This window comes from Roseovarius salincola (assembly GCF_026891095.1).
In the GTDB taxonomy this organism is placed as follows: Bacteria; Pseudomonadota; Alphaproteobacteria; order Rhodobacterales; family Rhodobacteraceae; genus Roseovarius; species Roseovarius salincola.
The window spans coordinates 1-6,781 of sequence record NZ_JAPTNL010000040.1 but is presented as its reverse complement, the minus strand read 5'-3'; the positions used below and the strand labels follow the sequence as shown (position 1 = coordinate 6,781).

Sequence of the window (6,781 nt, the reverse complement as noted above, 5' to 3'; positions counted from 1 at the left end):
GCGCCACGAAACTGAAACCGCATAATCTCAATCAAGGATGGGCCAGAGCCTCCAATCCGAAAACCGCTCAAGCGTCCCAAATTATCTGACGACGTACACGGAGAAGAACACGACTGAAACCCGTCGGCCGATCTCCGGTTCATGATCCCTCGACAGAAGCTCTGCTTCCTCGATCACCTTGGACATCTTTCGGTGTACCTCGTCAGCGTGTCGAACGTCATTTTCAAGCTTCTGCAGAATTGCTTGGATCGCGATGTATCCCTTCGGCAGGTCCTCGTAGGCGAAGCTGTCCCGCACCTCTTGCTTGGCTTGCTCCCAGAAGGGATCTAGCAGCCTGCTCCAAGACTCACAGATCATTTCGATGGAGGGGAGGGATAGGTGCCCGAACAGCTCTTGATCATCGTGGTTCTTGTCGCCCCGCTGGCTCATGAACTCAGCGCACGCTTTCATCAAGCTTTCAACGCGTGCCGGGCGTAGGTCCCATTCCGCAAGCACTCCAAGTTGGCCAGAGACGGTCTCAAGCGCGCTTGCCAGATCCTCCTCTGTCATCCTGGTCTGTTCCATGCCCAGGCTTCTCGTCCGCTCGTATGCTGAATCAAGGGTCGTAGCGCAGGCCAGCTGACCACGCTCCAAAGTCAGGCCATTCTGAGAAGGGCGTAGCAGCAGCAAACGCGGAGGGAAGAAGTTGGTCGGCTTGTCGACGCCCTTTAGATGCAGCGCGGTGAAGCTCTCTCTAGCGGACAGGAGCGCCAATTCAGCGCCCCACGTACCTTCGATTTTTGCCTTGCTGATGAGGCCGTAACGCTCCGGAGAGATCGTCTCTTTGGTCCGAGCTAGAACGTCGTGGAAGTTGTTGTCTCGCAAGCGCCTGGCCGATCCGAGGTATCTGGTCACGCTTTCCAAAATAACTTCGGTGTCGTCCGAGCCAACCTCCTGCACAGCGTCAATTAGTTCTTCGCCAGCAAGTGTTCGATAGTTCTCGATGCGGTTGGTCACCTTCTCATCTGACGCAAACTGACCAACCGGAATATCGACAAGGTGATAGTTCACAACCCCAAATTGACTGTCGATGCGGTCGATGCGCCCCAATCCCTGGATGAGTTCCTTGAGGTTGGAGGTCACCCCAAGCAGAACAAGCGTATCGGCTGACTGGAGGTTGATACCCTCGGCCATCTTGTAGGTTAAGAAGACCGATGCTGGCCCTTCCGGCGCGTTCTTCCCGCCAGGACGAAAGTAGGACTCTACAGACTTGCCGTGCGTGATCCGTCGAAAGCCATCCGGTCTGTTGCCAAAGATGGCCTTCACTGCCCTCTCATCACCCTTCGTCTGGTTGCCCACAACGAAGTTCGTGTGGTGACCACGGCGTGACAGCGCTTCAGCGAAGATTTCGAGCGTGTCTGTGCGCTCTGCGAGGAAGACAACCCGGTCCATCTGTTGCTGGATGCGGTGGCAGGCTTCGTACCGCTTTTGGTCAACCTCGCGTAGAGAACGCGAGTTGAGCTTTTGGGCTAGAGCGTCACACTTCTCGGGTGCCGCCAGCGCGTCGACGCCAAGAAGACCGAACATGTCGGACTGACCTGGGTGCGGCGCTCTACTCCCCTTCTTGGAGCCTTGCTCAAATTCCCGCAGCCATTTCCCGATAACGCCGTGAGACATCTCCCAAGCTGCCTGCGCTGCGTTCACACGAAGTATGTTCAGCAGGTTTCGGATATGAAGCTGATCCTGAGTACTCTGCTGCGTTTTGACGTGGCCGAAACGGCTCTTCTCAACTGCCGTAACCCGCCCGCCGGGCGCGAGGTCATTGCAGAGTGCCACGATTTCGTCGAGGCGTGCTCTCTGAGGTTTCGTGAGCTTTAGTGTTTTGGGTCGCCCATGATTGGCAAGCTTGGGATAGCCATGCTTGGAGCGATCCTCGTCCTCGCCAATGCATCGGCGCTGGCGGCGCGCTAGAAAGGGCGAAATCAGCTCAGAGAGTTCCGTGCGGGCCTGCCGTGAAAGAGCGGTTTCCGGTTCGGATAGGACAGCAAGTGGTGCCTTCTGATCGAAAATATCAGGCGAACTTTGTATTTCGCGGTCGAACAGCTCACCCATGGCCTGGATGTAGTCTGGGGTCATGAAGATAGAGGCGCGCTTTTCCTGCATATGGGTAAGCCAGTCGACATCACGATTGCCCAGCAGCGTGGCAGATAAGCAGACATTCCAGCTTGGTGGTGCGAGCTCGACCGCTGCAGCCATCTGGGATGCCTGTTCGAAGCCGGGCGTAACAGTATGGCTTTCGTCGATGATGAGTATGCCGAACTGATCGAGTCTCAGACCGGTCCCGTTGTCGTCGCCAGCTCCTCTCAAGCACTTCTTTGAAAGACTGGTGTTTGGTATGGCCTCCAAAGAGTTCGTGGAGTGCTTTTCCCAGCTCGGGATGACCTTCGGCGGCGCGATGACAGCCGCGTTCTTCCTGGCGACTCCGTGCACAGGAGAGCGTGGAATAACCCGAGAAAAGGTTTCCGATAAGGCCTCGGCGAGGTGGCATCCGATCTCGGTTTTACCCGAGCCTGTAGGCGCTTCTACGAATGCGATACCGTTATCGTACGTGATAGAGCAGGCCTCATAGGTCAGCTCCTGTTGGTATTCATAGAGGGTGTGACCGGTGATCTCCCGGCGACCGCCTGTGAGCCAGGGCTCAAATCCCTTCTGCTCCGCGATCATCCGAGCCATGGCGTCTTCTGCCGTGGCAGGCTTTATCAGCCTATCTAGGATCTTGAGCGCTTCTGCAGTCCAATCAGCCGAAACGTCCCAAATCTGTTCAGCCGCTCGGGTGCGCTCAAGCTGAAGCTCATGCGATCCAGCGTCGAGCCCATCTGCATACTCAATATTGCTGTAGAGCCCCGAGCGAGAAAAGTTCGCTGAGCCCGCCACCGCGCCTATTGGTGAACTCACAATCTTGGAATGCATCCGACGATCCCCGTTGATCCCCAAGCGGGTCTGGGCCAGCACAGGGTCAAAGATGCGAAGCTCAATCTTGCCAGTTTGAATCGCCCGCTTTGCCAGCACCGCGAGCAGGTCGTCGTCGTCCTCGACCTGCAGGCCGGACTTCTCCAGCCAATACAGCTTCATTTCTTCAGTCACAGGTCTCGGCTTTGCCAACCGTCGAGAGTTACCCGTATCGATACCGAACGATATCCGAATGCGGATGTCTGGGTCTGTGTTAGGGTATTTTAGCTCCTTGACCTCTTTCATCAGGACAGCGAGCGAAGAAAGGAAGTCTTGATAGCCAGTCACGATAAGGCAGTCGCCAGACGTGATGTGCGGCCTGTAGAGGTCAATGACAGGTCGGTCGATATTGGTCCCGACCTTGGGCGCAGACGCGAGGTCGGCCTCGGCCAACCGAGTAACCTTAGGCTGGTCAATGTTCTGTGGCTTCGAACGGAGCCAATTCGGGAGCGAAAACAATAGCTAGTACCATGTAGAGCGAGTTTCTTAGACTATGGCTGGTCTTTCTAGCCTTGGGCAATGAATCTTTTCGGCCAACCTCGTGTCGAGCCTCTGCTTTCTGCATTCGCTCCCCGGGGGCCAAGTTAGCTCGCGAGAGAGGGTGGACCGGGAGCGGCCTACCGCCTCCCAACAGCACGGCCCGTGCTTGGGGGTTTGTACGGTTTGTTAGGACGGGGCAATGCGTGGCAAGCGCCAAACGTAGTTCACCTCAGACGGCAAAGGAGATGGCCTCCAATCATTGTCGCGTTTGCGCCGATCGAACCGCTGTTACGAGCGCACAAGTCGGATTAACGGTTCGAACGCGTACAGGGCAGATCTGCGACCCGAAGAGGGTTCAAGTTCTATCAGCAAACCGGCATCAACCAGAGCGCGCGACAAGCGGACTGCTGTCGGGCGCGGTATGCCACTTCGGCCGGTGAAACGGCCATTGCGAAATATCGGGTTCTTGAAGATGAAGTCCTGCGCCACAGGAGCCCATTGTGAGTTCAACGTTTCCCTGAAGACGGTTTTCATTTCTTCGTAGAGCTCAGAGATTGCGATTGATATCGCAAGGTTCTGTTCAGCTTGCGCTGCGATCGCTTGGAAAAAAAACTCGCACCACCCAGTCCAGTCTCCCGACGCAGAGACTGACCGCATTCTTTCTATGTATTCTCGCTTGTTTTCCTCAAAGTAGGCGCTGACATAGAAATGTGGTTCCTCTATTAGGCCTTTTTTCCAGAGTGATAGGGTGATCAGCATTCTGCCGATTCTTCCGTTACCATCGTTGAATGGATGCAATGCTTCAAATTCAACATGCGCCAGAGCCACACTGAGCAAAGGTGGAATGTTCTCATCGTTGATGAATTCTACCAGTCGCGACATAGCAGGCGGTAGTTGCTCCGGTGAAATTGGGGTGAAGTAGACCTCCTTGCGCGTATCGTCTCCTATGTAATTTTGCTCAGTCTTGTATTCTCCAGGATTCTTTGATGCGCCTCGCCCCATACCCAGGAGGGTTGAGTGAGCTGAGCGGATTAGGTGTTCGCTGATAGGATACCCCTCTACGATATTCCTCTGAGCTCGCTTCAGTGCGGCGGAGTAGAGTGCAACTTCAAGGGTATCAAGGCGAACGTCCGATGGGCCGTCGTCGTCTGAAGAGTCGGCTTCGTATCGTAGGACTTCGTCAATTGTTGAGATAGTCCCTTCCATCCTTGACGAAACAACAGCCTCCTGGCCCCGTAGCGGCGTGACAAGGAAATCGCTGTTGTGCAGGTTTTTTAAAGTCTGGTCATATCGCGCCAGCGCTGCTCGTGCATCACCCATAGGTACGAAAAGACGCTCGTAGTCGAGCGACGCTGGCGGAAACTGACCATAATGGTAGTCGATGTTTGTGTCGAAGTTGTAGCGTTCTAACGGTAGCCGCATACTATCCCTAGTCTTGTGTTTGTTGTCTGGGCTCTTCTGAGCTAGAAAGTCAGTTGCGATTCATCTACGCTACACAAGCCAACTTGTAAATCATTTTTAGATCCACGTGAGCCGCAAGAGGGTTTGTGTAGCGCTCGCTAGCGTCAGGGCGCCTTGTGAATCGGGTTGTGCCCCAAGTGAGTCACAAGAGTTTAAGGCGGCAGGCATCACGGCGTCCGACGCCTGTAACACTCTGGGAAGAGCAATTAGTAGGGGATTAGTAGGGGATGTACGTCAAACGTTCTCTTACATCGTCCGGCGCCGTCCAAGATCGAGATCAAAATTAGTCAAGCAATCATAATGAGTTGTACGGCTTTAAGCGGCTTAATCCGGTCACGTCCAACACATGGACGGCAAAATTCGTAATAAGTGGGTCCTCTTTGTTGATTTTGTTGTTACGGCGCTGGGCGGCAGTTAGACAGATATTGCAATCTGTCGATCGGTACGAGCTTGTCCAACGCCCCCTCCCGCAACCACTTTTACCGAACAATGATCGACGTCATTCAGCACACCAGGCTGAGCGGCTTCGATCATCGCGGTAATGGCACCGTGAAGTTCCAGTAAAACTTGGCCATCTGCATCGACAGTGACGATCACCCGCTCGATCAAGCCCCGGATGATGTCGAGGGCTGCCGTGCGGACCTCAGGGTCCGACAAGGTCTCCGCGAGGGCGCGCACCTTACTGCGATAGTGCTCAGACAGGTTGGGATGTAAACGCACTGGTGGCGGGGCCGGGGCCTCGAGTACCTCGTCCAGCGTGCGCAGATCGGCCTCCATCTGCTCTAGCCGCTGGAGCAATCCATCGGTACGCAGCCCATTCGCCACGGCGTCGTAAAGCCCGTTGAGCTTCTCGGCGAGCGTGTCGCGGTCCTTTTGCACATGTTGCCGGTCGGCCTCCTGAGCATTGCGCTGCCCGTTTGCTTCCTTCGTGAAGGCCGTCACGAACTCGGCGACGGCATCGGGTTGCATGAGACGGTCCTTCAACAGATCGAGCACGGCGGCTTCGAGGACGCCGCGCTTGAACGACTTTGTTTGCTCGCAGGTATGGAGTTTGCGCGCCAAGGAGCAGGCGACATAGTCGCGCCCCACGGCGGCAAAGCCGCCCCCGCAGCAGCCGCATTGAAGAAGACCGGTCAACAGATGTGTCTTGCGCCGCCGCTCCCAGAAGCGGCTTTTCTTGATGCCCTGGACGCGTGGACTGCTGTCGATCTCGCCCTGACGGCGCTTCACGGCAGCCCAGAGCGCATCATCGACGATGCGCAGCTCGGGCACGTCGGTGATCACCCACTCAGACTCCGGGTTCTGCCGAGATACCCGTTTCCCGGTCGAAGGGTCTTTGATGTAGCGCAGGCGGTTCCAGATCATACGCCCGATATAAAGCTCATTGTTCAAGATCCCTGTTCCGCGCGCTCGGTGCCCGCGGATCGCGGTATCGCGCCACATCCGGCCCCGGGGACCGGGCACCTGGTCTTCGTTCAGTTTGCGTGCAATCGCCTTGGGGGAGTGCCCCTCGCTGAACTCTCTAAAAATCTTCCGGATGATCTGTGCCTCGCGGTCATTGATGGTGCGCTCGCCGGTGACCATCTCGCCATCATCGCCCAGCCGGCGCACCACATCATACCCATAGGACTTGCCGCCTCCAGAACGACCGGTTTCAACGCGCCCGCGCAGGCCGCGCCGTGTCTTGTTGGCAAGGTCCTTGAGGAACAGCTGGTTCATCGTGCCCTTGAGGCCGACATGCAACTCGTTGATCTGGTAATCCCCCCATTTTTGATGGGGTTCAGCCGTAGAATTCAGGCGGCTGTTTTCAGCTTCATGGCGGGTGTCATGCCGCCGATGGCCATGTTGGGGC

General features: G+C 56.2%; 3 protein-coding genes. All 3 read right to left on the bottom strand.

Annotated features, from left to right (window positions below):
* Nucleotides 1–81: 81 nt before the first annotated feature.
* The 3 genes from N5A93_RS19290 to N5A93_RS19280 all read right to left on the bottom strand — a co-directional run bounded on the left by N5A93_RS19290 (nucleotide 82) and on the right by N5A93_RS19280 (nucleotide 6,672).
* Complete coding sequence (locus N5A93_RS19290) at nucleotides 82–3,381, bottom strand: DEAD/DEAH box helicase family protein (RefSeq protein WP_268956722.1); 3,300 nt, start codon at nucleotides 3,379–3,381, stop codon at nucleotides 82–84.
* Between the two features lie 375 nt (nucleotides 3,382–3,756).
* On the bottom strand, nucleotides 3,757–4,890 hold the full coding sequence (locus tag N5A93_RS19285) for a Fic family protein (protein ID WP_268956721.1): 1,134 nt from the start codon (nucleotides 4,888–4,890) through the stop codon (nucleotides 3,757–3,759).
* Nucleotides 4,891–5,343: 453 nt separating this feature from the next.
* Nucleotides 5,344–6,672, bottom strand: coding sequence for a recombinase family protein (locus N5A93_RS19280; protein ID WP_268956723.1), 1,329 nt, complete (start codon nucleotides 6,670–6,672; stop codon nucleotides 5,344–5,346).
* Nucleotides 6,673–6,781: the final 109 nt, after the last annotated feature.

Excerpts from the sequence above, each read along its gene's own strand:
- N5A93_RS19285 (WP_268956721.1), bottom strand. The coding sequence starts at position 4,890 with ATGCGGCTACCGTTAGAACGCTACAACTTCGACACAAACATCGACTAC.